Source organism: Pseudomonas kitaguniensis, assembly GCF_009296165.1.
GTDB classification, from domain to species: Bacteria; Pseudomonadota; Gammaproteobacteria; order Pseudomonadales; family Pseudomonadaceae; genus Aquipseudomonas; species Aquipseudomonas kitaguniensis.
This window is the reverse complement of the sequence record NZ_VUAZ01000134.1, coordinates 33,911-55,573: the sequence shown is the minus strand read 5'-3', so window position 1 is coordinate 55,573 and position 21,663 is coordinate 33,911. Positions and strand designations below refer to the sequence as shown.

Here is a 21,663-nt window from a genome sequence, read left to right as displayed (position 1 = left end):
GTCAGCGCAAAACCGGCAGGCTGGTGGTGGACTTGATCTCGGACAAGGCCACAATCGAGTTAACCTCCTGAATCCCCGGCACCCTCGACAGTTTCTCGAAGAAGAACCGCTCGTACGCCTCAATGTCGGAGGTGACGATGCGCAGCAGAAAATCCACCGACCCCATCAGCACATAACACTCCAACACTTCTGGAAACCCGCGAATCGCTTCGGTGAACTCGGTGAAATTGGATCGGCCGTGGGCGCTGAGTTTTATCTCGGCAAAAATCTGCGTGTTGAGACCGATCTTTTTTCGGTCCAGCAGAGTGACTTGGCCGCGAATTACACCCTCTTCCTTGAGCCGCTGAATGCGTCGCCAGCATGGCGACTGCGACAAGCCCACCTGCTCGGCGATCTGCGCGCTGGAGAGCGAGGCGTCCTCTTGCAACAGGGCCAGAATACGGCGGTCATAGACGTCCAACTCACTGTGCATAAAAAAACCTTATATAGCGCTGATCTTGAATTGATTGATTCGATTAATCGTCATTAAAGCCCATCTTAGATAAGAAATACCCAACGTCGGATGTAAAAATTTCTCCAATGAAACCGGAGAACGCGCATGCACGTCGTCGAAACCACTCACCCCGTTACCCGCGTCGATGCGTGGGCCGTCAACAGCCCCCATTGCCAGGCGCATTACCGGATTGTTGCCGAAGCAGAACCGGACGTGCTGTGCCGGGTGCTCAACTATTTCGCGCTGCAGTTTTTAACGCCGCAACAGGTAAATGTGCACCGGCAAGAAGATCGCCTGAACATCACTATCGTGATGGACGGTTTGAGCTGGCACCGCGCTCAAGTCATCGCTGAAAAGATTCGAAACCTGATCAGCGTGTGTTCGCTGGACGTGTGGTCGGCTGACTCTGCGCGGCCTGAGGCAGTGCTGACCGTCGCGCAGTAAAGACCTGCAACACACGGCGGGAGGTGGAACGCCAAAGGCTGACTAGCCTGCGATTAAGCCCAATGCCGATCAGGAACACCTTAATGTCCGCTGCCTTGCAAGATCGTCGATTGGACCTAAAAGCGCTGCTGCCTGCGTTAGTCGAGCAGGGGTTGATAACAGCGGACAGGGCGCAACGGTTGTCGAGCGTTACGCCTACCCAACATGCGTTGGAATGCATCGCGGCTGAAGGGCCTTGCCTGGAAACGTTGACCCACTGGCTGGCCCTGCATGTCGGGCAGCCTTATCTGCGTATCGACCCGCTGAAAATCGATGTGGCGACGGTGGTGCCACTGATGTCCCACGCCTTCGCCCAACGCCACGCTATTCTAGCGGTGGCCGTGGACGCGCAGACCGTTACCGTCGCCAGCGCCCAGCCCTACATCACCGGCTGGGAAGCAGGGCTGGCACATGTGCTCAAACGCTCGATCAAACGGGTGGTGGCCAACCCTCACGACATTCAACGTTGCATCGGCGAATTTTACCGGCTGGCCAAGTCGGTCAGCGGCGCAGAGCAAAAGGTGGCGGCGCCGGGCAATAGTGAACTGCTCAACCTCGGTGCCAGCGATAAAGAGCCGGACGCCAACGACGCGCACATCGTCAATATTGTCGACTGGCTGCTGCAGTACGCCTTTGGCCAACGGGCCAGCGACATTCATATCGAACCTTGCCGCGACCAAGGCCGTGTGCGCTTTCGTATTGATGGCCTGCTGCACGACGTGTATCAGTTTCCGCCTCAGGTCAGCATGGCGGTGGTCAGCCGCCTGAAAAGCCTTGGCCGAATGAATGTCGCGGAAAAACGCAAACCCCAGGACGGGCGAGTCAAAACCAAGAGCCCGACGGGCGCCGAAGTCGAATTGCGCCTTTCAACCTTGCCGACGGCGTTTGGCGAGAAGCTGGTGATGCGGATTTTCGACCCGCAGGTGCTACTCAAGGATTTTGACCAGTTGGGTTTATCCCGCGAGGACCAACAGCGCTGGCACGCCATGACCCGCCAAGCGAATGGCATCATCCTGGTCACCGGCCCCACCGGCTCGGGCAAAACCAGCACGCTCTACACCACGCTCAAGCAACTGGCGACCCGGGAGGTCAACCTGTGCACGGTGGAGGACCCAATCGAAATGGTTGAGCCGGCCTTCAACCAGATGCAAGTGCAGCACAACATTGACCTGACGTTCGCCAGCGGTATCCGCGCCCTGCTGCGCCAAGACCCGGACATCATCATGATTGGCGAGATCCGCGACCAGGAAACCGCAGAAATGGCGATCCAGGCCGCGCTGACCGGGCACCTGGTGCTGTCGACCCTGCACACCACCGATGCACCCGGCGCCATCAGTCGTCTGCAAGAGCTTGGCATTGCTCATTATTTGATCAAGGCTACGTTGGTCGGCGTGATGGCACAGCGTTTGGTGCGGCTTTTGTGCCCGCACTGCAAACGCGCAGAGAATGCGCTCGGTACTGTTTACCAAGCCGTAGGCTGTGCGGAATGTCGGGACAGCGGTTACAGAGGCCGCGCCGGGCTTTACGAAATCATGCCGATGGACGAAACGCTGAAAGCGCTGATCACGCCCGGCGCCGATGTGCAGGCAATACGTCGTGCAGCGCTCGGGCAAGGTATGTGCAGCCTGCGCATGGCCGGCATCGGCAAAGTCAACGCCGGGCTGACCACGATGGCAGAGGCATTACGGGTCACGCCTGGGGATTCAGATACAAATGCTTTTAGTGTCAGGCCGTGAAACCCTCCTTATCGGTGAGCAGACCGTTACAATCGGCCCAACGTTGTTTCACTGACACAACCAGATAAGGAATCGTTATGCAGATTGGAACCGTACTGCTTCTTTTCGTGGGTTTGGCGATTGCCATCCTGTTCATGGGTTTTAAAGTGGTGCCTCAGGGCTACCAGTGGACGGTCGAACGTTTCGGCCGCTACACCAACACCCTAAAGCCTGGCCTGAACATCATCATCCCGGTCATGGACCGTATCGGCCGCAAGATCAACGTGATGGAAAGCGTGCTGGATATACCGCCCCAGGAAGTGATCACCGCCGACAACGCTACCGTGCAAATCGATGCCGTGTGCTTCTTTCAGGTGGTCAATACGGCACAGGCTGCGTACGAGGTGAACAACCTCGAGCACGCCATTCGCAACCTGCTGCAAACCAATATCCGCACGGTGCTGGGCTCCATGGAGCTGGATGCAATGCTCAGCCAGCGCGACGGCATCAACGAAAAACTGTTGCGTACCGTCGACGAAGCCACGGCACGTGGGGCATCAAGATCACGCGTATCGAGATCAAGGACATCAGCCCGCCTGCCGACCTGATGGCCGCAATGTCTGGCCAGATGAAAGCCGAGCGCATCAAGCGTGCGCAAATCCTGGAAGCCGAAGGCTTGCGCGCATCGGCGATCCTGACGGCAGAGGGCAAGAAGCAGGCACAAATTCTAGAAGCCGAAGGTGGGCGCCAAGCCGCGTTCCTCGAGTCTGAAGCGCGTGAACGTCAGGCAGAGGCAGAGGCCCGCGCGACCCAGGTGGTCTCCGAAGCAATCGCCACCGGTAACGTGCAGGCCATCAACTACTTCGTCGCGCAAAAATACATTGATGCACTGGGCAAACTCGCCTCGGCCAACAATAGCAAAGTCATCCTGATGCCGCTGGAAGCCAGCCAGGTGATTGGCGCCGTCGGTGGTATCGGCGAAATCGTCAAGGCAACCTTCGAAAACAAAAAAGGCTGAGGCAATCGCCATGTGGGATTTCCTGCAGCATCTATCGTTTTGGGATTGGTTGGCACTGGGCACCGTGCTGTTGATTCTTGAAGTATTTGGCACCGGTGGTTACCTGTTGTGGATGGGCATCGCCGCAGCCGCCGTGGGCGTGATCAAGTTTCTGGTGCCGCCGCTTGGCCTGGAATGGCAACTGCTGCTATTCGCCGTGCTGTCGATTCTGACGGCGGTGTACTGGTGGAAGCGCCAGCGCAGCAGCGCAAAGGTCAGCGACCAGCCGGGGCTGAACATGCGTGGTTCCGAGTTGATCGGGCGCACGTTTATGGTGCATCAGGCGATTGTCGATGGCCGAGGCAAGATAAAAGTCGGCGATGGTGTATGGATCGCCTGCGGACCAGACAGCCCTGTAGGCACCCAAGTACGGGTGATTGGGCAGGATGGGACGATGTTGAAGGTCGAAACGGTTTAGCCCGTGAGGGAACTCAGTTGGGCTAAACACAATCATAACGTACAGATAACCCACCGGAGTTACCCACCATGCGTCTCAAATATGCTGTCGCGACCCTCGCTGTGCTTTCCCTACCTGTCGGTTCAGCCATGGCCGATAGCTTCTGGCGCAATGTCATTTCCTCGGGCGCCACTACTGGCTCGACATACCTGACCTTCAAGGACCACAAGCTAGTGGTAGCCGCCCGAGACGACGCGGGCAGCTTTGTTGCCAGCAACGGCGGTATCCGTGGCCCGTATCTGGAAGCTGCCATGCAAAAAGTCCGCGCCGATAACCCTACCCTGCAGGCAACGGACATGGAGCTGGCCAGCGCGATCCTGGCGAAAAACGCTGTGACCGAGTAACCACCCCGCATAAGAAATGCCGCTCTTTGGGAGCGGCTTTTTTTTGTGCCCGGCATGACGATTCATTCACGGGTGACAGGCTATATTCAGTCGAGTCGTGTAACCATGCGGGTACTGATACGTACCCCACTCATCGCCTATCTGAAACGGATGCCTTCGTCGTTATGAGCCAACAGCCCTTTCTGCCGTTCTCCAAACCTACCATTGATGAAGCCACCATCTCGGCGGTCGGCGATGTATTACGCTCGGGCTGGATCACCAGCGGACCGAAAGTGCAGGCATTCGAAGCGCAACTGTCGGAATACTTTGGCGGCCGGCCGGTACGCACATTCAACTCCGGCACGTGCACCATGGAGATTGCCTTGCGCATCGCCGGGATTGGCCCTGGGGATGAAGTCATTACCACACCGATTTCCTGGGTCGCCACGGCCAACGTGATTCTGGAAGTCGGCGCCACGCCGGTGTTTGCCGACATCGACCCGATCACGCGCAATATCGACCTGGCCCAGGTGGAAGCCGCGATCACACCACGCACCAAGGCGATCATTCCGGTTTACCTGGCGGGGCTGCCGCTGGACATGCCGATGCTGTATGCACTGGCCAACAAGTACAACCTGCGTATCGTCGAAGACGCCGCCCAAGCCTTGGGCTCCAGCTGGGACGGTGAGCGTATCGGCGCGACCGGTGACTTCGTATCGTTCAGCTTCCAGGCGAACAAGAACATTACGTCCTCCGAGGGCGGCTGCCTGGTGCTGAATAACGCCGAAGAAGCGCGCCTGGCCGAAAAGTACCGCCTGCAAGGTGTGACCCGTACCGGCTTCGATGGCTTGGACGTGGATGTGTTGGGCGGCAAATTCAACATGACCGACATTGCCGCCGCCATCGGCCTGGGGCAGTTTGCGCACATCGAGAAGATCACCGCGCACCGTCAGAACCTGGCACGCCACTACTTCAAGTGCTTCGGCAGTGATTTTGAAGCGCAATACGGCGCGCAGTTGCCGCCGGCGGATTTCGAAAACAGTAACTGGCACCTGTTCCAACTGGTGCTGCCAGAGCGTCAGGATGGCTTGCCTGCGCGCGCAACGTTCATGGAACAGATGCAGGCTCACGGCGTGGGCATTGGCTATCACTACCCGCCGATCCACCTGCTCAGCCTTTATCGGGCACAGGGTTTCAAGGAAGGTATGTTCCCGGTAGCGGAGCGTGTTGGGCGTTTGATCGTGTCGTTGCCGATGTTTACAGCGATGACAGAGGCGGACGTCGAGCGGTCGGTTGCGGCGGTGAAAGCGGTATTGAAAGCAAACTGATCATTTACGGCAGGCGCAGCACAATGTGAGAGCGGGCTTGCTTGCAAATGCGCTGTATCCATCAGTACATCTGTTACTGACAGACCGCATTCGCGAGCAAGCCCGCTCCCACAGGGGTTGTGCGTTTATTCGCCGATGGCGGATTTGTAGCCGGCAGCGTCCAGCAGTTTTTCAAGGTCTGCCGGGTTGCTTGGCTTGAGCTTGAAGATCCAGGCGCCGTACGGGTCGGAGTTCAGCAGCTCAGGGCTGGCACTCAGCTCTTCGTTGACGGCGATCACTTCGCCAGCAATCGGGGCGTAAATATCCGAAGCGGCTTTCACCGATTCAACCACGCCAGCCTGGTCGGTCGCACCAAAGGTGGCGCCAACTTCAGCCAACTCAACAAACACCACATCACCCAACGCTTCCTGAGCATGGTCGGAGATACCGACGGTCACGCTGCCGTCAGCTTCCAGACGGGCCCATTCGTGACTTTCGGCAAAACGCAGGTCGGCAGGGATATTGCTCATAGTCTGTGTCCTCAAGAAGAAATGTCAGCGGCCTTTGGCCTGCCGGAAATAGTTAGATCAAGGTTTTGCCATGGCGCACGAAGGTCGGTTTGACCACTCGAACCGGGTACCACTTGCCGCGGATTTCCACTTCGGCCCGATCAGCCGTGGCCGTCGGCACGCGCGCCAGGGCAATGGATTTGCTCAGCGTAGGAGAGAAACTACCACTGGTGATCTCCCCTTCGCCAACATTGGCGATACGAACCACTTGGTGAGCGCGCAAAACACCCCGCTCTTCCAGCACTAGCCCGACCAATTTGGACTGCACACCGGCGGCTTTTTCCGCCTCCAGGGCGCGCGCCCGATGAATTGGCGCGCAGCAGGCTCCCAGGCAATGCTCCAGGCCATGTTGGCCGCCAGCGGCGAAACACCTTGGTGAATATCCTGGCCATACAGGTTCATGCCGGCTTCCAGGCGCAGGGTATCGCGGGCGCCGAGGCCGATGGGTGAAATACCCGCACCGACCAGGTCGTTGAAAAAACCCGGCGCCTGATCGGCTGGCAGCACAATTTCGAGGCCGTCTTCACCGGTGTAACCGGTGCGGGCGATAAACCAATCGCCATCCGCCTGGCCTTCAAAGGGCTTGAGCGCGTGGATAAGCGTGCCGCGCGACTGGGTAACCAACTCGGCGATTTTTTGCCGCGCATGCGGGCCTTGAATGGCCAGCATGGCCAACTCGGACCGTTCATGCAATTGCACCGAGTAGTTGCCCAACTGTGCCTGCATCCAGGCCATATCCTGGTCGCGCGTAGCGGCGTTGACCACCAGCCGATAACCCGTTTCGGTACGGTAGACAATCATGTCGTCCACCACGCCACCCTGCTGATTGAGCATGGCGCTGTAAAGCGCACGGCCGCAGCCCTGCAAACGATCAACATCATTGGCCAGCAAATGCTGGAGCCATTCCTTGGCCTGAAGGCCTGTGACATCAATCACGGTCATATGAGATACATCAAACACCCCACAGTCGCGTCGCACCTGATGGTGCTCTTCAACTTGCGAACCATAGTGCAGAGGCATATCCCAACCGCCAAAATCGACCATTTTCGCGCCGAGGGCGAGATGCAGGTCATACAGAGGCGTACGCTGTCCCATGGGTTTCTCCTTCCGGGCTTGGCGAAGATGCGCAGAATTGCCATGTGCGCTATACGCCCCGAATTACGAGGCCTGCAGCGGCATACAGCGACTCACCCCGAAAGACGAAGCGCACCGAATGCCGCGCATTGTAGCCGCAAGCCGTAGGACTGACACCTAGCCGATTTGACGGGCTGAGCGCCGGATCAAGCCAACCACCGGCAACAAGCCCACCAATACCAGGGTCAACGCCGGCAGCGACGCCCGCGCCCACTCGCCTTCACTGGTCATTTCAAAGATCCGTACCGCCAGTGTGTCCCAGCCAAACGGGCGCATTAGCAGGGTCGCGGGCATCTCTTTCAGTACATCGACGAATACCAACAGCGCCGCGCTCAATGTGCCTGGCAGTAACAACGGCAGATACACTTTGTAAAACAGTCGCGGGCCGCTCACCCCGAGGCTGCGGGCCGCTTCCGGTAACGACGGACGAATTCGCGCCAAGCTGTTTTCCAATGGCCCGTAGGCCACCGCCAGAAAACGCACCAGATACGCCAGCACCAGCGCCAAGAGGCTGCCGAGCAACAAGGGTTTGCCCGCGCCGCCGAACCAACCCGACAGCGGCACCACCAGCGCGCGGTCCAGGTAGCTGAACGCCAGCATGATCGACACTGCCAGCACCGAGCCCGGCAAGGCATAGCCGACGTTGGCCAGGCTGATGCCGGAGCGAATCGCCCGGGTTGGCGCCAGCCGGTTGGCAAAGGCCAGTACCAGCGCCACGCTGACAGTGATCAGGGCGGCAATACCACCCAAATACAGGGTGTGGATGATCAAGCCGGTGTAGCGCTCGTCCAGGTCAAACCGGCCACGCTGCCAGAACCAGGCGATCAGTTGCAGCATCGGGATGACGAAGGCGCAGGCAAACACCACCCCACACCACGCGCTGGCCGCTGCCGCCTTGAACCCACGCAGGTGATACAACGCCTTGGCGCGTGGCCGCTCATTGCTCGGTCGACTCGCACCCCGCGCACGCCGTTCGCCGTACAGCACCAGCATCACCACCAACAGCAGCAGGCTCGCCAGTTGGGCCGCGCTGGACAGGCTGAAAAAGCCGTACCAGGTTTTGTAGATGGCGGTGGTGAAGGTATCGAAGTTGAAGACCGAAACGGCGCCGAAATCCGCCAGGGTTTCCATCAAGGCCAACGCCACACCCGCGCCAATTGCCGGTCGCGCCAGGGGCAGCGCCACGCGCCAGAACGCTTGCCAGGGTGATTGCCCGAGTACCCGCGCCGCTTCCATCAGGCCTTTGCCCTGAGCTAAAAATGAGCTACGCGCCAGCAGATAGACATACGGGTAAAACACCAGCACCAGCACGATAATCACGCCGCTGGTAGAGCGAACGCGCGGCAGGCGCAAGCCCGTGCCGAACCATTCACGCAGCAGGGTTTGCACTGGGCCTGCGAAGTCCAGCAGGCCGACAAACACAAAGGCCAGCACGTAGGCCGGAATCGCGAAGGGCAGCATCAACGCCCAATCGAGCCAGCGCCGCCCAGGGAATTCGCAAAGGCTGGTCAACCACGCAAGGCTCACGCCCAACAGCGTCACGCCGACACCGACACCCAGCACCAGCGTCAAGGTGTTGCCCAGCAGGCGCGGCATCTGGGTCTCCCACAGGTGCGCCCAGATCTGTTGATCGATACTTTGCCAGGACAGCAACAGCACGCTCAGCGGCAGCAGCACCAGGGCGGCGACGCTGAACACCGGCAGGTACCAGCGACGTTGGGCGGGGTGGGCCAAAAGGGATTCTCAGTGAGTGGGTTATCTAAAGGCAGACACAAAACAGTGACGGGCAAGCCCCGCCATGCTCAAAAGCCGAACGCGATAAAATGTGGGAGCGGGCTTGCTCGCGATTGCGGTTCGCCAGTTGAAAAATACTGATCTGACACACCGCAATCGCGAGCAAGCCCGCTCCCACAAAAAAGCGCTTTCGACGGCGCTGCATCAAGGCTGTAGGGGAGCCTCGCACCTTTTACACATTCAGTTCCAGCCGGCGCGGTCCATCAAACGAATGGCTTCAGCCTGGCGCTTGCCCGCCACTTCCACCGGCAAGGTATCGGCGACGAATTTGCCCCAGGTCGCCACTTCCGCCGATGGCGGTACGGCCGGGTTAGCCGGGAACTCCTGGTTCACATCGGCAAAGATCTTCTGCGCTTCCGGCGTGGTCATCCACTCCACCAACGCCTTGGCCGCTTCCGGGTGCGGCGCATGCTGGGTCAGGCCAATGCCCGACAGGTTCACGTGTACGCCACGGTCGCCCTGGTTCGGCCAGAACAGCTTCACCGCCAGGTCCGGCTTCTCTTTGTGCAGGCGGCCAAAGTAGTAGGTGTTGACGATGCCCACGTCGCACTGCCCGGCGTTAATCGCTTCAAGCACTGCGATGTCATCGGAGAACACGTCGGTGGACAAGTTGTTGACCCAGCCTTTGACGATTTCTTCGGTCTTGGCCGCGCCATGGGTTTCGATCAGGGTGGCGGTCAGCGATTGGTTGTAGACCTTCTTCGCAGTGCGCAGGCACAAGCGGCCTTCCCACTGCTTGTCGGCCAAGGCTTCGTACGTGGTCAGGTCAGCCGGCTTAACGCGGTCGGTGGAATAGGCGATGGTCCGCGCACGCAGGCTCAAGCCGGTCCAGGCGTGGTTGGATGAGCGATATTGCAGCGGAATGTTTTTGTTGATCACATCGGAGGTAAACGGTTGCAGGATACCCATTTGCTCGGCCTGCCAAAGGTTGCCGGCGTCGACGGTGAGCAGCAGGTCGGCCGTGGCGTTTTCGCCTTCGGCCTTGATGCGCTGCATCAGCGGAGCCTCTTTGTCGGTGATGAACTTCACCTGTACGCCGGTTTTTTTCGTGTAGGCGTCAAATACCGGCTTGATCAGTTCGTCGATGCGCGAGGAGTAGACCACGACTTCGTCGGCTGCCTGCACGGTGGTGCTGCCGATTAGGGTGAGTGCCAGGGCAGTCAGGAGGCGCTTGGGTGCCAACATGGGTGCGGTCTCTCATTTGCAAAAAGAGGGCAAATGATAAGGACTCACATTTGGTAACGCTTGATGGAGGCGTTACCAGATGTTGCATGGCCGGCATGTGCAGTGGAGCGAGTGGCCTCTTCGCGAGCACGCCCGCTCCCACAGGGGTTTGTATTTCAGGTTCAGGGTTTGGCCAGTTTCGGTAGATCACCCGTCAAGCCCAGCGCTTGGCGTACGAACACGGCCTTGGCTTCGGGCATCTGGTCGACCAGCTTCAACCCGGCATTGCGCAGCCAGCGCAACGGCAACTGATCAGCCTGGAACAACCGCTCAAACCCTTCCATCGCCGCCATCAGCGCCAGGTTATGCGGCATGCGCCGCCGCTCGTAACGGCTCAGCACCTTTACATCCGCCAAACGCTCGCCGCGTTCGTTCGCCGCCAACAGCACTTCGGCCAGGGTCGCCGCATCGAGAAAACCAAGGTTCACGCCCTGCCCAGCCAAGGGATGGATCACGTGCGCCGCATCGCCAATCAACGCCAGGCCTTCGGCCACGTAGCGCTTGGCGTGACGTTGACGCAACGGCACGCAAAGGCGTGGGTCGGCGCTGATAACTGTGCCGAGTCGCCCTTCAAAGGCGCGCTCCAGTTCATGGCAGAAGCGTTCATCGTCCAGCGCCATCAGGCGTTCGGATTCGGCGGGCGTGGTCGACCAGACAATCGAACACCAATCTTCTTGCCCATCGCGCACCAGTGGCAAAAACGCCAGCGGGCCGTTGTCGGTAAAGCGCTGCCAGGCGGTGCGCTGGTGTGGTTGGCTGCTGCGTACGCTGGTAACAATGGCGTTATGCAGGTAATTCCATTCGCGCGTCACCGTGCCAGTCAGGCGGCGCACGGCGGAGTTGGCGCCGTCGGCGGCAACCACCAGCGGCGCGCGCAATCTGCGGCCGTCGGCGAGGGTCAGCAGCCACTCATCGCCGGAGCGGCGCATCTGTTCCAGGCGTGCATTGGCCAGCAAGCCCAGGTCGCACTCATGCAAGCGGTCGAGCAAGGCATCCTGCACCACGCGGTTTTCAACGATATGCCCGAGCACTTCAGCGTGCACGCTGGCCGCCGAAAAATGAATGTGCCCGGTGCCGCTGCCATCCCACACTTGCATCTCGCCGTAGGGGCTGGCGCGGCGCGACACCACGCCATCCCACACGCCAAGACGCTCCAGAATGCGCTGGCTGGCGGTAGACAGGGCACTGACGCGGGGCTCGAAGGCCGCTTCAGCGTCGAACGGCTTGACGCTCAATGGGCTGCCGTCGACCAGCAGCACCTGCAAGCCACTGCCCTGCAACGCCAGCGCCAAGGCGCTTCCGACCATTCCGGCCCCGACAATCAGCACATCTGCGCGCATGTCCATGCTTTAAGCCTGTCTCGCTGGCGGCTTGCGCCGCACGTAAAGGGTTTTGTCGACCCGCGCCACCAGGGTGCCGGAGCCGTCATGAATCTGCACCTCAAGGTGGGGCAAGTACTTATCGCCGCCTTCGGTGTGTCGACGAACCTCATCCAGCAAGGCTTCGTCGATTGAAAATTCGGCGTACACCGGGCCTTTGCCCGGCGAGATAAAGTCGATGCTCGCGGCCTTGTCCCACACGATGTAATCGCGGCCAAGGTTCTCCATCAGCATCAGCATGTAGAACGGGTCGACCATTGAATACAGGCTGCCGCCAAACTGTGTGCCAACGTAATTGCGGTTGTACCAGCCCAAGCCCATGCGCACTTTGACGTGACGAAAATCCGCGCTCATGTGCTGCACGCTGACCCCGGCGCCCAAGTACGGCGGGTACAGGGTCATGATCCAACGCAACAACCGCGCCTTGCCGAACCGCTTGATCAGCCAGTTACGCATCCGGGCGCGTGCCCAGGCCCATGGCCTGACGGGCAAACCAGCGTTTGGCCGGCGGCAACACATCCAGGCCCAGCAAGCCCATGTTTCGGCCCAGCGCGACCAACGGTTGAGCGCTGCCAAACAAACGCGTGACGTGATCAGAGAAACCCACGGTGAGGTTCTGGTCCTGGCGCTGGCGCTCGCGATAGCGCTGCAAGGTCGCCAAATCACCTGGCACCGCCGGCCCGGCCAGCAAGGCCTCGGCCAATGCATTCGCGTCGCGCAGGGACAAGTTGAAACCCTGCCCGGCAATCGGGTGCAGGCTGTGCGCGGCATTGCCGAGGACCGCCAAATGCGAGCGTACTTGCTCTTCGGCCTCAACCAACGTCAGCGGGTACAAATGGCGAGCCCCCACCTGTTTCAAGGTGCCCAGGCGGTAGCCGAACACACCCTGCAATTCGCTCAAAAAACTGCATTCATCAAGGTTGGCCAGGCGCTGCGCGTCCATGCCGATGCGGGTCCAGACCAGCGCGCAGCGGTTGTCCGGCAGCGGCAGCAAAGCCATCGGCCCGTCATCGGTGAAACGCTCGAACGCCTCGCCGTTATGCGCTTCGCTTGGGGTGATATTGGCGATCAGCGCGCTCTGGTTGTATGGGCGGGTTTTCACGCCGATGCCCAATTGCTCGCGCAAACCCGAGCGGCCGCCGTCGGCCAGCACCGCAAGGTCGCATTCCAGCACGGTTTCATCGTTAAGGGTCAGGCGATAGCCATCCGGCAGCGGCTCCATGCGCGTGACTTCCGCCGGGCAGCGCCAACTGACCACCTCTTTGTCCAACCCTTGCCACAGGCATTGGCCCAGCCAGGCGTTTTCCACCACATAACCGAGCGCGGGTACGCCCTCTTCGATGGCGGACAAGCGCGCGGTAGAGAAGCGCCCACGGTCCGACACGTGAATCTGCTTGATCGGTTCGGCGCGACGGGAAATCTCCGGCCACACACCCAACCGCTGGTAAATCTGCCGCGCGCCGAAGGACAACGCCGAAGAACGCGCATCGTAGCTCGGCTGGTAAGTGTCACCGGGGGCGAACGGTTCGATGAGCACGATGCTCCAACCACGCGCCTTCGCGCCCGCCTGCAACGCCAACGCCAGACTGGCGCCGACCAGGCCGCCGCCGATGATCGCCAGGTTGACCCGGCTCATCGCGCAGCCGCCATCAGCGCTTCAATGTCGTCGACGGTTTTGGGCACGCCGCCGGTCAGAACTTCACAGCCTTGCTTGGTCACCACCACGTCGTCCTCGATACGTACGCCAATACCACGCCATTTCTTCGCCACGCTCTGGTTGTCCGGCGAAATATAGATGCCTGGCTCCACGGTCAATGCCATGCCGACTTCCAGCACACGCCATTCGCCGCCCACCCGGTAATCGCCCACATCGTGCACATCCATTCCCAGCCAGTGGCCGGCGCGGTGCATGTAGAACGCACGGTAGGCTTCGCTGGCGATCAACGCGTCAACGTCACCCTGCAACAGCCCCAGCTTTACCAGCCCGGCGGTGATCACTTGCACGGTCGCCTCGTGGGCCTGGTTCCAGTGTTTGTTCGGCGCGATCTCGGCGAAGGCGGCTTCCTGCGAGGCCAGCACGATTTCATAGATGGCCTTTTGTTCCGGCGAAAACTTACCGTTGACCGGCCAGGTCCGCGTGATGTCGCTGGCGTAGCAGTCGATCTCGCAACCGGCGTCGATCAGCACCAGGTCGCCGTCCTTGAGCACGGCGTCATTCTGCTGGTAATGCAGGATGCAGCTGTTGCGCCCAGCCGCGACGATGGAGCCATAGGCGGGCATCTTGGCGCCGCCCTTGCGGAATTCGTAATCCAACTCGGCTTCGAGGCTGAACTCGTGCAAACCGGCACGACTGGCCTGCATCGCCCGCACATGCGCGGCGCAGGAAATTCGCGCAGCCTCGCGCATCACCTTCACTTCTGCCGCCGATTTATACAGGCGCATGTCGTGGAGCAGATGGTCCAGGGCAACGAATTCGTTCGGCGGCTGTGCGCCGAGGTGCGCTTTAGAGCGGATAACGTTGATCCACTCCATCACGTGCCGGTCGAATTCGGCGTTGCTGCCCATGGCCGAATAGACCCGGTCACGACCTTCGATCAGGCCGGGCAGGATGTCGTCAATATCAGTGATGGGAAACGCATCGTCGGCGCCAAAGTCACGCACAGCGCCTTCGGTGCCGGCGCGCAGGCCGTCCCACAATTCGCGTTCGGCATTGCGTTCGCGGCAAAACAGCACGTACTCACCGTGCAGGCGACCGGGCATCAGCACGATCACCGCTTCAGGTTCAGGGAACCCGCTCAGGTACTGAAAATCGCTGTCCTGACGGTAAACGTGCTCGACATCACGATTGCGAATGGCCACGGCGGCGGCCGGCAGTATCGCGATGCTGTTGGGTTCCATCTGCGCCATGAGCGCCTTGCGGCGACGGGTGTATTCCGCTCTTGGGATATGAATCATGGGCAGTTGGGCTTCCTTTTTTAGTGCAGCGACGGCTTGGTTGCGGTTGGCTCAGCGGCCTTTTTGGTCTCGGTGAACAGCAACAACGGCGCGACGCGCAGGTATTCCATCACTTCCATATAGTCGCCTTCGCCGTCTTCCGATTCTTCCAGGGCATCCTGCACTTGGGAGATGGCGGCCAAGTCTTGCAACACTTCCTTGGCGTCAGTGCTCAGCTCCAGGCCGCCGGCGTTCACGCCAAAGCCGTGGAGGAAACCCTGGCACCATTGGCCCAGCGCTGCGGCGCGCTCAGTGAGCGGCGCATCGTCGGTCGGCAACAGCAAGACCACGGTGACGTCATCACCGGTCAGCTCGCCCTTGACCATTTCTTGCAGGCCGATCAACGCATTACGCACGTTCTCGGTCGGCTCGGTCTCCAGCAGTTCGGCGACGTCAGCCAGCCAGTTGTCGGCGTCAAAGCCTACGCCGGTGCAACTGCGGCCCAACAACACGCCGTGCAGTTCGGCAGGCGAGCAAGGATGGCCACTGGTGCTCAGCAGTTTGGAAAAAGCATCGTACGGGGAGTTCTGAATAGGCATGGTGAGCTAGGCGCCAGACGGCGCAATGTCTAGAATGAAGCGCTGTATCCTAGCACCGGCATACGTACCAAGACTATCAAGGGCGTCAGATCGTTTATCCTGCAGTCGCCATTCATCAGACAAATCCAGTGGAACCCAATGGAAGACACCGACCTGCAAGCGCTGATGGCCAGACTCGAATTGCTAATTACCCGGGTCGAGCAACTAAAGGGCCAAAACGGACTCCTATTAGCTCAGGAAAAGACCTGGCGCGAGGAACGCGCTCACCTCATTGAAAAAAACGAAATCGCCCGGCGTAAGGTCGAATCGATGATTTCGCGCCTGAAGGCCCTGGAGCAAGACTCATGAGTTCAAGCAATAGCGTAACCGTGCAGATCCTCGACAAAGAATATTCGATCATCTGCCCCCAGGAAGAGCGCAGCAACCTGGTGAGTGCTGCCCGCTACCTGGACGGCAAAATGCGTGAAATCCGCAGCAGTGGCAAAGTCATCGGCGCCGACCGCATCGCCGTGATGGCTGCACTCAACATTACCCACGACTTGCTGCATAAGCAGGAACGGCCTGACGTACAGGCCAGCGGCTCGACACGGGAGCAAGTGCGTGACCTGCTGGAGCGCGTGGATCTGGTGCTGTCTACCGATCAAGAGCCACCCAAGGGCTGATTGCCGCGCACGTTTAAGGTATACTCGCCCCACTCCCTGGCGTGTTTGCCAGTCGGCGATGTCCCGGAGCCGATTCGCACTACCCTGGAAGTTGCACGTTGGGCTGGTGTGCATGTCCGCTAGACGGAAAGCCTTAAAGCCTACTGCATCTTCCACCTTGAACTTTCGGGTTCAAGGGCTTAGTCGACAGCGACTCTGTCGGGGAGCCTGAATATCCAAACTCAATGCCAGTCTCAGGACTGGCATTGTTTTATGAGCCGAAAAGCCATGACCGAACCTGCGCCGCTTTCTCGTCCGCAACTTCGACGCATGTTGCGCAAAGCCCGCCGCGCCCTCACGCCGAGTGAACAGCGCCAGGCAGCCCAAGGCTTGTATCGCCAGCTGGCACAGCACCCGCTGTTTCGCCGCGCCAAACATATTGCTTTATACCTGCCGACGGACGGCGAAATCGATCCGCGCCTGCTGCTGCGCGCCGCTCAGCGCCGGGGCAAGGCGACATATCTGCCGGTGCTGAGTGCCTGGCCGCGAACCAAGATGGTGTTCCAGCGTGTGCGGCCTGGGGATACGTTACTGCCCAACCGCTTTCGCATTCTTGAGCCCCGCATCAATGCCCATCGCCAGCGCCACGTGTGGGCACTGAACCTGGTGCTGTTGCCGCTGGTGGGCTTTGATGATGTGGGCGGTCGCCTGGGTATGGGCGGCGGCTTTTATGATCGCAGCCTGGCCTACCTTGCCCGGCGCAAAAACTGGCGTGCGCCGACGCTGCTGGGGCTGGCCCACGAATGTCAGAAAGTCGAACGCCTGGCACAGGCGAGTTGGGACGTGCCACTGGCAGGCACCGTTACCGATAAGCAGTGGTATGTCGCAGAAACGCCGCTGGAGTCAGCGACGCCTTGAAGTCGTATTAACGCTTGAACAGTTGTGGCTGCTGCTGAGCCAGCTCAATCGGCGCATCGGTCTTGTTCGACCACAAGCTCTGGGCATAACCGGTGGTCACGACGCCCAGACCAAACAAAATAACCAAAATCCATAGTAAATCCGGCTTACGTTGCATCGATTGCCCCCCTGCAGGCACCTCGTACACGATGACAACAACGTTCCAAAGTAGTCCGTTGCAGCTGCGTCAAGCTTAAAAGCGGGCATTCTGCGGTAACGTGAACCAACACGCAAACCTTGACGCCAACCGACTGTCGGTTTGTCATGCAATTGCCCCGCAACTTCCCCACTGCCTTTTTCAGGAGCCCAAAAATGGCCTATTGGCTGATGAAATCCGAGCCCGATGAACTCTCGATAAAAGACCTGCACACACTTGGCGAAGCCCGCTGGGACGGGGTGCGCAACTATCAGGCACGCAATTTTCTTCGGGCCATGGCAGTGGGCGATGAGTTTTTCTTCTACCACTCCAGTTGCCCCGAGCCTGGCATTGCCGGCATCGGCAAAATCACCCAGGCGGCCTACCCGGACCCCACCGCTCTGGAGCCGCAAAGCCACTATTTCGACGCCAAGGCCAGCGCCGAAAAAAATCCGTGGAGCGCAATTAACGTCGCGCACCTACAGACCTTTCCCGCGGTGCTGGGCTTGGGCTATCTGAAACAGCAGGCCGCTCTCGCGGAGCTGCCATTGGTGCAAAAAGGCAGCCGGCTTTCAGTGATGCCGGTCACTGCCGAGCAGTGGGCCGCCATCCTTCAATTAGTTGATTGATCAGCACACACTCGGTGCGCAGATAACGAAACACGCCGACTCAAACCTGTCCGAACGGCTAGTCGCCGCTCACCGTAGGTTGGGGCAGAATCACTGCCCCGCCCATCAGCAAGGAAGGTCGCGTGTCTACTCCCACTTACAGACACGCTATCGATGGGCTGCGCGCCATTGCCGTGCTCAGCGTGATCATCTTCCATCTGAATTTTGCAGACTGGCTGCCCGGTGGTTTTACCGGCGTGGATATGTTCTTCGTGATTTCCGGGTACGTGATCAGCCAATCACTGTGGCAGCGTCGTGACCTGACCTTCGGCCGTTACCTGGCAGACTTCTACCGGCGCCGCCTGCTGCGCATCATGCCCGCGTTGCTGACCGTGCTCTGTGTCAGCTTTGTGCTTTCGGCGATGTTCATGCCGCAGTTCTGGCTCAGCGAGATGATCAACAGCACCGGCCTCGCGGCATTTTTTGGCCTGAGCAATTTTGTCCTCGCATGGAACACCGACACCTACTTTTCACCCAGCGCTGAACTCAACCCCTATCTGCACACCTGGTCACTGGGCGTTGAAGAACAGTTCTACGTAATCTTCCCGGCCCTGTTCTTTGTGTGGCTGCGTTATCGGCAAGCGACATGCGCCTGGGCGGTGCTGCCGCTGATGGCGATTGCCTCGCTGAGCATCGGTGCTTATCAGGTAACTGCCGAGCCGCTGTCGGCGTTTTATCTGCTGCCTGGGCGCTTCTGGGAGTTGGCCGCCGGTGCAATCCTGTTTCAACTGATCGGTACGCGCGATTGTGACGCCGCGCCTCAACCGCCTGGCACCGGCCATGCTGGCTGGCGGCATCGGCCTGGCGGTCGCCGGTTTCTTGCTCGCCAGCCCCAGCCAGTTCCCTTTTCCGTGGGCAATGCTCACCGTAGCAGGCTCGCTGTCGATGATCGCCGGGATAGTGCTGCAGGCCGACAGCGCCCCGGGCATGCTGCAACGCCTGCTGCAACACCCGCTGGCAACCTACATTGGCCGGCTGTCCTATTCGCTGTACCTGTGGCACTGGCCGGTTGCAGTGCTCCTGCGGTGGACCACCGGGATGGAGCTGCTGGCCGTACAAGTGCTCTACCCCGTGCTGGTATTCGCGCTCGCGGCGGCGTCCTACCACTGGATAGAAACGCCTGTGCGCAGCGGCAAGTCGGCGGTGCAACGCACGGCATGGCTCACCTTTGCGAGCGGTTTGGGCGTTACGGGCCTGATGTGGCTGGGTGCGCAGTGGGTGTCAAACAACGCATCAACCCTGTCACTCAGCCAGACCCGCGACAGCTACACCTGGTATGCCTATCAACACTATCCCCAGGAAGCTTTCGAGACCCTCGACGACCCGCGCCTAGAGGGACGGCAGCTGTTTGTCATCGGCGATTCGCACACGGCCGCCTACCGCACCTTGCTGAAACTGGTCTCGCTCAAACTGGGCGTCACGGTGGTGGAATACGAACAAGGCGGCTGCGCGCTCGTCAGCCTGATCGGCGCCGACCCCGCGCATTGCGCCGTTTCACGCGAAGCCCAACTCAAGGCAATCGAGGCGCAGGCCAAGCCGGGTGACGTGGTATTTTTGGCCTCGCTGCGCATGCCGGAACTCGACGGGCGCGCGTGGCAGAACGGTGAAGCGGCGATGATCGACGAGGCACTGGGTGAGTTGACTGCCGAGAACCTCGAAGCGGCGCGAATATCCGCTGATGCATTGTTAAGCCGCTTGCAAGCGGCACAGCTCAACCTCTTGATTGACGCCCCCAAACCATTGTTCAAGTCAGCGCCCAACCGCTGCTCGGACTGGTTCAACCGGATGAACCCAATCTGCGAGCCGGGCATGACCATGGCGCGTGACCAGCTTGAACGGCTACGCGCGCCGCAGATGCAACTGCTGCAAAATTTGCAGGTGGATTACTCGGCCTTGCACGTCTGGGACCCGTTGCCGCTGCTGTGCCCTGGCCCGACCTGCTCGGCCTATGACGAACATGCCAAGCCCCTGTTTTTTGACTCCAACCACCTCAGCGGCCATGGCAACCGCGTGCTTGAGCCCGCCTTCAGCGCAGCATTGCTGAAAATCTGGAACGTGACGCCACCCGTTACTGAATGATCAGGTTATTGAACAACAGGTCTTCGACCATCGGTTTACCGGTCTCGTCGTTCATCACTTGTTGCGTTTGCTTGAGGGCTTCCTGGCGCAGCTTTTCTTTGCCTTCAACCGTGCTCATGGCGTCGTTGGTCTGCTGGGTAAACAGGGCCACCAATTGGTTACGGATCAGCGCGTCGTTGGCTTTGACCGCGGCGGCGGCTTCAGTGCCGGTCACGCGCAGGGCAATGTCGGCCTTGAATACCTTGAGTTTGGCCGTGCCGTCCAAGCCGTAGTTACCCACGAACGGCGGGGTCAGGCTGATATAACTGACCTTGGGGGCCTCGCCTTCTTTCGCTTCTTCGGCCTGGGCTGCCATCGGCAAAGTCAGGGCGAGCATCAACAGGATCCACGCTTTCACAGTTCATTCCTCGAATTCGGTTGCCGGTAGCATAACGCTAGCAAGGCTGAGTACAAGCTTATGGCGGCTTATCAGGCCCGGGCATGCTCGTTGACCCACGGGCGCACCCACCTACACTTATCGGCCACGATGCCAAAAGGAATAGTCCGATGAAAGCTGTGCTGTGCAAAGCCTTCGGCCCCGCCGAAACCCTGGTGCTCGATGAGATTGCGAACCCTGCGATCAAGAAGAACGAGGTCCTGCTGGACGTGCACGCGGCGGGGGTGAATTTCCCGGACACCTTGATCATCGAGGGCAAATACCAGTTCAAGCCGCCCTTCCCTTTTTCACCGGGTGGCGAAGCGGCCGGCGTGGTCACCGAAGTGGGCGAAAAAGTCAGCCACCTGAAAGTCGGTGACCGCGTGATGGCCTTGACTGGCTGGGGCAGCTTTGCCGAGCAGGTCGCGGTGCCGGGCTACAACGTACTGCCGATACCGCCGAGCATGGACTTCAACACCGCCGCCGCCTTCAGCATGACCTACGGCACCTCGATGCACGCCCTCAAACAACGCGCCAGCTTGCAACCCGGCGAAACTTTGCTGGTGCTCGGCGCCTCCGGTGGCGTGGGCCTGGCGGCGGTGGAAATCGGCAAAGCCATGGGCGCCCGGGTGATCGCCGCCGCCAGCAGTGCGGATAAACTCGCCGTGGCCAAGGCCGCAGGCGCGGACGAGTTGATCAACTACAGCGAAGCCAGCCTTAAAGACGAACTAAAACGCCTGACCGATGGCAACGGTATCGACGTGATCTACGACCCGGTGGGCGGCGATCTGTTTGACCAGGCTATCCGCGGCATCGCCTGGAACGGCCGCCTGTTGGTAGTCGGTTTTGCCAGCGGGCGCATCCCGGAACTGCCAGTGAACCTGGCGTTGCTCAAGGGCGCAGCCGTGGTCGGGGTGTTCTGGGGTTCGTTCGCTCAGCGCCAGCCGCAAGACAATGCGGCGAACTTCCAGCAATTGTTCACGTGGTACGCCGAGGGCAAGCTCAAGCCGCTGGTGTCGAAAGTCTATCCACTCGAACAGGCCGCCCAGGCGATCAATGACCTGGGGCAGCGCAAGGCGGTGGGCAAAGTGGTGGTTCAAGTCCGCTAACCGACCTGAAATGTAATCAATGTGGGAGGGGGCTTGCTCCCGATGGCAGTGGCTCAGCTAACATTTCTGTTGACTGAAGCACCGCCATCGGGAGCAAGCCCCCTCCCACATTTGCATCTCTATGGCCTGAAAAATTCAATAACGACAATGATGCTATATTCGGTAACGAAACTGTAACATTCGCATCCGC

At 59.9% G+C, this 21,663-nt stretch carries 22 protein-coding genes, 1 other RNA gene and 3 pseudogenes; 14 read left to right on the top strand and 12 right to left on the bottom strand.

The annotated features are described in order from the left end of the window. Window position 1 precedes the first annotated feature (1 nt). A complete protein-coding gene (locus F0169_RS21795) occupies window positions 2-472 on the bottom strand; it encodes an Lrp/AsnC family transcriptional regulator (RefSeq protein ID WP_122250746.1) in 471 nt (156 codons plus the stop codon). Between the two features lie 126 nt (window positions 473-598). Here F0169_RS21795 and F0169_RS21790 point away from each other — a divergent pair, with 126 nt between their 5' ends. The 6 genes and pseudogenes from F0169_RS21790 to F0169_RS21765 all read left to right on the top strand — a co-directional run bounded on the left by F0169_RS21790 (window position 599) and on the right by F0169_RS21765 (window position 5,856). Then, window positions 599-937, top strand: a complete 339-nt coding sequence (locus F0169_RS21790) for a hypothetical protein (RefSeq protein WP_058413743.1) — start codon at window positions 599-601, stop codon at window positions 935-937. 83 nt (window positions 938-1,020) lie between these two features. Continuing rightward, complete coding sequence (locus F0169_RS21785) at window positions 1,021-2,712, top strand: GspE/PulE family protein (protein ID WP_152747589.1); 1,692 nt, start codon at window positions 1,021-1,023, stop codon at window positions 2,710-2,712. Between the two features lie 77 nt (window positions 2,713-2,789). After that, a pseudogene (locus tag F0169_RS21780) lies at window positions 2,790-3,709 on the top strand (SPFH domain-containing protein). Between the two features lie 10 nt (window positions 3,710-3,719). Continuing rightward, on the top strand, window positions 3,720-4,166 hold the full coding sequence (locus F0169_RS21775; RefSeq protein WP_058413745.1) for an NfeD family protein: 447 nt from the start codon (window positions 3,720-3,722) through the stop codon (window positions 4,164-4,166). A gap of 68 nt (window positions 4,167-4,234) precedes the next feature. Continuing rightward, window positions 4,235-4,549: a DUF2388 domain-containing protein gene (locus F0169_RS21770; RefSeq protein ID WP_152747588.1), complete on the top strand. Its 315-nt coding sequence runs from the start codon at window positions 4,235-4,237 to the stop codon at window positions 4,547-4,549. A 164-nt stretch (window positions 4,550-4,713) separates the two neighbouring features. Continuing rightward, complete coding sequence (locus tag F0169_RS21765) at window positions 4,714-5,856, top strand: DegT/DnrJ/EryC1/StrS family aminotransferase (RefSeq protein WP_152747587.1); 1,143 nt, start codon at window positions 4,714-4,716, stop codon at window positions 5,854-5,856. A 125-nt stretch (window positions 5,857-5,981) separates the two neighbouring features. Here the strand turns inward: F0169_RS21765 and gcvH are convergent, their stop codons facing one another. From gcvH to F0169_RS21720, 9 genes and pseudogenes are all read right to left on the bottom strand, one after another. Next, window positions 5,982-6,365: a glycine cleavage system protein GcvH gene (gene gcvH, locus F0169_RS21760; protein WP_152747586.1), complete on the bottom strand. Its 384-nt coding sequence runs from the start codon at window positions 6,363-6,365 to the stop codon at window positions 5,982-5,984. Between the two features lie 52 nt (window positions 6,366-6,417). Beyond that, window positions 6,418-7,499 (bottom strand): annotated as a pseudogene (gene gcvT, locus F0169_RS21755) (glycine cleavage system aminomethyltransferase GcvT). Between the two features lie 156 nt (window positions 7,500-7,655). Continuing rightward, window positions 7,656-9,272 (bottom strand): ABC transporter permease, encoded by a 1,617-nt coding sequence (locus F0169_RS21750; RefSeq protein WP_152747585.1) that lies wholly within the window; start codon window positions 9,270-9,272, stop codon window positions 7,656-7,658. Window positions 9,273-9,512: 240 nt separating this feature from the next. Then, window positions 9,513-10,517: an extracellular solute-binding protein gene (locus F0169_RS21745; protein WP_058413751.1), complete on the bottom strand. Its 1,005-nt coding sequence runs from the start codon at window positions 10,515-10,517 to the stop codon at window positions 9,513-9,515. A 161-nt stretch (window positions 10,518-10,678) separates the two neighbouring features. After that, window positions 10,679-11,896, bottom strand: coding sequence for a 2-octaprenyl-3-methyl-6-methoxy-1,4-benzoquinol hydroxylase (locus F0169_RS21740; protein ID WP_172979512.1), 1,218 nt, complete (start codon window positions 11,894-11,896; stop codon window positions 10,679-10,681). A 9-nt stretch (window positions 11,897-11,905) separates the two neighbouring features. Then, window positions 11,906-12,391 carry a DUF4442 domain-containing protein gene (locus F0169_RS21735; protein ID WP_058413753.1) on the bottom strand — a complete coding sequence of 162 codons (486 nt, stop codon included), beginning with the start codon at window positions 12,389-12,391 and terminating at the stop codon, window positions 11,906-11,908. After that, a complete protein-coding gene (ubiH, locus tag F0169_RS21730) occupies window positions 12,384-13,571 on the bottom strand; it encodes a 2-octaprenyl-6-methoxyphenyl hydroxylase (RefSeq protein WP_152747583.1) in 1,188 nt (395 codons plus the stop codon). The genes F0169_RS21735 and ubiH overlap by 8 nt, the downstream gene beginning before the upstream one ends. Beyond that, window positions 13,568-14,890: a Xaa-Pro aminopeptidase gene (gene pepP / locus F0169_RS21725; protein ID WP_152747582.1), complete on the bottom strand. Its 1,323-nt coding sequence runs from the start codon at window positions 14,888-14,890 to the stop codon at window positions 13,568-13,570. Before pepP ends, ubiH begins: the two co-directional genes overlap by 4 nt. A gap of 20 nt (window positions 14,891-14,910) precedes the next feature. Continuing rightward, window positions 14,911-15,468 carry a YecA/YgfB family protein gene (locus F0169_RS21720; RefSeq protein ID WP_058413756.1) on the bottom strand — a complete coding sequence of 186 codons (558 nt, stop codon included), beginning with the start codon at window positions 15,466-15,468 and terminating at the stop codon, window positions 14,911-14,913. Window positions 15,469-15,606: 138 nt separating this feature from the next. Here F0169_RS21720 and F0169_RS21715 point away from each other — a divergent pair, with 138 nt between their 5' ends. The 4 genes from F0169_RS21715 (at window position 15,607) to F0169_RS21700 (ending at window position 17,027) form a co-directional block, all read left to right on the top strand. After that, entirely contained in the window at window positions 15,607-15,816 is a 210-nt protein-coding gene (locus F0169_RS21715; RefSeq protein ID WP_058413757.1) for a TIGR02449 family protein, read from the top strand. After that, entirely contained in the window at window positions 15,813-16,130 is a 318-nt protein-coding gene (locus F0169_RS21710; protein ID WP_029289530.1) for a cell division protein ZapA, read from the top strand. The genes F0169_RS21715 and F0169_RS21710 overlap by 4 nt, the downstream gene beginning before the upstream one ends. 30 nt (window positions 16,131-16,160) lie before the next feature. Then, window positions 16,161-16,339, top strand: a non-coding RNA gene (gene ssrS, locus F0169_RS21705) — 6S RNA. 58 nt (window positions 16,340-16,397) lie between these two features. Beyond that, window positions 16,398-17,027, top strand: coding sequence for a 5-formyltetrahydrofolate cyclo-ligase (locus F0169_RS21700; RefSeq protein ID WP_122250754.1), 630 nt, complete (start codon window positions 16,398-16,400; stop codon window positions 17,025-17,027). Window positions 17,028-17,034: 7 nt separating this feature from the next. On the opposite strand, the gene F0169_RS27455 is transcribed toward F0169_RS21700, so the two are convergent. Continuing rightward, window positions 17,035-17,184: a hypothetical protein gene (locus F0169_RS27455; RefSeq protein WP_099234915.1), complete on the bottom strand. Its 150-nt coding sequence runs from the start codon at window positions 17,182-17,184 to the stop codon at window positions 17,035-17,037. Between the two features lie 194 nt (window positions 17,185-17,378). Between F0169_RS27455 and F0169_RS21695 the strand changes: the two genes are divergently transcribed. From F0169_RS21695 to F0169_RS27950, 3 genes and pseudogenes are all read left to right on the top strand, one after another. Beyond that, on the top strand, window positions 17,379-17,831 hold the full coding sequence (locus F0169_RS21695) for an EVE domain-containing protein (RefSeq protein WP_122250755.1): 453 nt from the start codon (window positions 17,379-17,381) through the stop codon (window positions 17,829-17,831). 122 nt (window positions 17,832-17,953) lie between these two features. Continuing rightward, a pseudogene (locus F0169_RS27955) lies at window positions 17,954-18,541 on the top strand (acyltransferase family protein); the annotation flags it as partial. Window positions 18,542-18,617: 76 nt separating this feature from the next. Further along, window positions 18,618-19,949, top strand: coding sequence for an acyltransferase family protein (locus tag F0169_RS27950; RefSeq protein WP_341869110.1), 1,332 nt, complete (start codon window positions 18,618-18,620; stop codon window positions 19,947-19,949). Here F0169_RS27950 and F0169_RS21685 read toward each other — a convergent pair. Next, on the bottom strand, window positions 19,939-20,346 hold the full coding sequence (locus F0169_RS21685) for a flagellar basal body-associated protein FliL (RefSeq protein WP_058413761.1): 408 nt from the start codon (window positions 20,344-20,346) through the stop codon (window positions 19,939-19,941). The two genes, F0169_RS27950 and F0169_RS21685, sit on opposite strands and share 11 nt — an antisense overlap. Before the next feature lie 149 nt (window positions 20,347-20,495). Here F0169_RS21685 and F0169_RS21680 point away from each other — a divergent pair, with 149 nt between their 5' ends. Next, complete coding sequence (locus tag F0169_RS21680; protein WP_152747581.1) at window positions 20,496-21,473, top strand: NADPH:quinone oxidoreductase family protein; 978 nt, start codon at window positions 20,496-20,498, stop codon at window positions 21,471-21,473. The last annotated feature ends 190 nt before the right edge of the window (window positions 21,474-21,663 follow it).

Bases quoted from the DNA above. Each gene is read 5' to 3' on its own strand.
- F0169_RS21795 (WP_122250746.1), bottom strand. From the start codon at position 472: ATGCACAGTGAGTTGGACGTCTATGACCGCCGTATTCTGGCCCTGTTG.
- F0169_RS21790 (WP_058413743.1), top strand. From the start codon at position 599: ATGCACGTCGTCGAAACCACTCACCCCGTTACCCGCGTCGATGCGTGG.
- F0169_RS21785 (WP_152747589.1), top strand. From the start codon at position 1,021: ATGTCCGCTGCCTTGCAAGATCGTCGATTGGACCTAAAAGCGCTGCTG.
- F0169_RS21775 (WP_058413745.1), top strand. From the start codon at position 3,720: ATGTGGGATTTCCTGCAGCATCTATCGTTTTGGGATTGGTTGGCACTG.
- F0169_RS21770 (WP_152747588.1), top strand. From the start codon at position 4,235: ATGCGTCTCAAATATGCTGTCGCGACCCTCGCTGTGCTTTCCCTACCT.
- F0169_RS21765 (WP_152747587.1), top strand. From the start codon at position 4,714: ATGAGCCAACAGCCCTTTCTGCCGTTCTCCAAACCTACCATTGATGAA.
- gcvH (WP_152747586.1), bottom strand. From the start codon at position 6,365: ATGAGCAATATCCCTGCCGACCTGCGTTTTGCCGAAAGTCACGAATGG.
- F0169_RS21745 (WP_058413751.1), bottom strand. From the start codon at position 10,517: ATGTTGGCACCCAAGCGCCTCCTGACTGCCCTGGCACTCACCCTAATC.
- F0169_RS21740 (WP_172979512.1), bottom strand. From the start codon at position 11,896: ATGCGCGCAGATGTGCTGATTGTCGGGGCCGGAATGGTCGGAAGCGCC.
- F0169_RS21735 (WP_058413753.1), bottom strand. From the start codon at position 12,391: ATGCGTAACTGGCTGATCAAGCGGTTCGGCAAGGCGCGGTTGTTGCGT.
- ubiH (WP_152747583.1), bottom strand. From the start codon at position 13,571: ATGAGCCGGGTCAACCTGGCGATCATCGGCGGCGGCCTGGTCGGCGCC.
- pepP (WP_152747582.1), bottom strand. From the start codon at position 14,890: ATGATTCATATCCCAAGAGCGGAATACACCCGTCGCCGCAAGGCGCTC.
- F0169_RS21720 (WP_058413756.1), bottom strand. From the start codon at position 15,468: ATGCCTATTCAGAACTCCCCGTACGATGCTTTTTCCAAACTGCTGAGC.
- F0169_RS21715 (WP_058413757.1), top strand. From the start codon at position 15,607: ATGGAAGACACCGACCTGCAAGCGCTGATGGCCAGACTCGAATTGCTA.
- F0169_RS21710 (WP_029289530.1), top strand. From the start codon at position 15,813: ATGAGTTCAAGCAATAGCGTAACCGTGCAGATCCTCGACAAAGAATAT.
- F0169_RS21700 (WP_122250754.1), top strand. From the start codon at position 16,398: ATGACCGAACCTGCGCCGCTTTCTCGTCCGCAACTTCGACGCATGTTG.
- F0169_RS27455 (WP_099234915.1), bottom strand. From the start codon at position 17,184: ATGCAACGTAAGCCGGATTTACTATGGATTTTGGTTATTTTGTTTGGT.
- F0169_RS21695 (WP_122250755.1), top strand. From the start codon at position 17,379: ATGGCCTATTGGCTGATGAAATCCGAGCCCGATGAACTCTCGATAAAA.
- F0169_RS21680 (WP_152747581.1), top strand. From the start codon at position 20,496: ATGAAAGCTGTGCTGTGCAAAGCCTTCGGCCCCGCCGAAACCCTGGTG.